The following is a 1,415-nucleotide window of genomic DNA, read 5'->3' on the forward strand; positions in this document are numbered from 1 at the left end:
GGCGTCGGCAGGAGCGTAGGGTAGGCCGCCGCCCCCACTGAGGTGGAAAACAACGGCCCCCCTCCGAACGGTACGTGCGCCTTTCAACGCATACCGCTCTCCAGTAATGGCGGGACTACTCCATCAGCCTGCGGGGATTGCCAGGTCCCCCAACCTGAGACCGTCGTACTCCCCATTGTGAATACGACGGTGGCATGGCTCGCATGCCGGGATCTGTTTCCGGTTGAGTTTAGCCATCAGCTTCGTGAAGCCGACCACCTTCTCTCCCATCTTGCGGATATGGCGGACATGATGCATCTGCACCCTATCCGTGTTGCCGCAGATCACGCAGATCCTTCCCAGGTTGCTCTTCGTCCGCACCTGCCAACTGGCTGTTCTCAAAGCATCCTCGGGGTCCCGAACCGAGACTTTGAAGTCGTTAGGTTTGGCAGCAAAGGACTTGCGCCTCTGGAGCTTGACGCTCCTCTCCCTGCCGTCATCCCCTCGGACGCGGACCGTCAGGTCCTTCCCGTACTTCTTGAACACCATCCCAACTGAGCTCATCTTGTGCCTATGGCTCAGCGTCTTGGCCGCTGAATACAGGAGGATGTACTGGACCCTGCTCATCGCCCAGAAGTTATTGACGAACGAGTAGTAGTTCAGTATGCCGTTCAGCACGGTGTTATATCGGCGGATGATATCTACATCATCGAGCACCGTCCAACTTACCTTGCTGTCCGGATAGCCGTCCTTCTGGCAGAAACCCTTCTGGTGCAACCTTGCGACGATCTCGTCCATCGGGGCCTTGAGGGTCATGTTCCCTCTGGTCCTGCGCCTCTTGTAGTGACGTTTGCCCTTACAGTTCGACGCTTTGACTACTTCGTCGTTTCGATTGCCTGTTCCGGAGATCCTGACCCCCAAGAAGGTGATTTCTTGGGAGTTGGCATGCCGAATATGCGTCTTCTCCACGTTCAGGTGGAGCCTCAGCTCCTCCCTGAGGAACGTGGCGACTTCGGCCCTGATCTCTTCGGCAAGGCGTCTGGGCCCAATGACCCCGACAACCCAGTCGTCGGCGTATCTGACATATCTCACCCTGATGTAGCCTGGATCTTCGGGGAGGTACGAGGGAAGAGACCTCATCTTCTTGATTAAGGCCCTTGCCTCGTCGGCGGGCATCTTCCCAGTCTTCCTTCCCACGTACAGGCGCTGCGTCAGCCGCATGTAGTCAGGGTTGGGCGCTGGTCCTTTGCCCTTGGTCTCCCGTGTGATGATCTCGTCCATCTTCCTGTCCAGCTCGTGTAGGTACACGTTGGCCAGGGTGGGAGAGAGCACGCTTCCCTGCGGCGACCCGATCCTGGTGGCCTCCAGCCCAAGTCCAGTAAGGACCCCGGCTTTCAGCGCCTTTCTGATCAGGTTCAGGAAGCGCTCGTCACTGA

1 protein-coding gene is annotated in these 1,415 nt (G+C 58.1%); it reads right to left on the reverse strand.

What is annotated here, in order from left to right:
• Nucleotides 1-123 precede the first annotated feature (123 nt).
• Nucleotides 124-1,415, reverse strand: a 1,292-nt coding sequence (locus AB0J16_RS59630) for a group II intron reverse transcriptase/maturase (RefSeq protein WP_358558319.1), incomplete at its 5' end; no start/stop codon positions are given.

Origin of the sequence: Nonomuraea sp. NPDC049750, assembly GCF_040659625.1 — a bacterium.
Lineage (GTDB): Bacteria > Actinomycetota > Actinomycetes > Streptosporangiales > Streptosporangiaceae > Nonomuraea.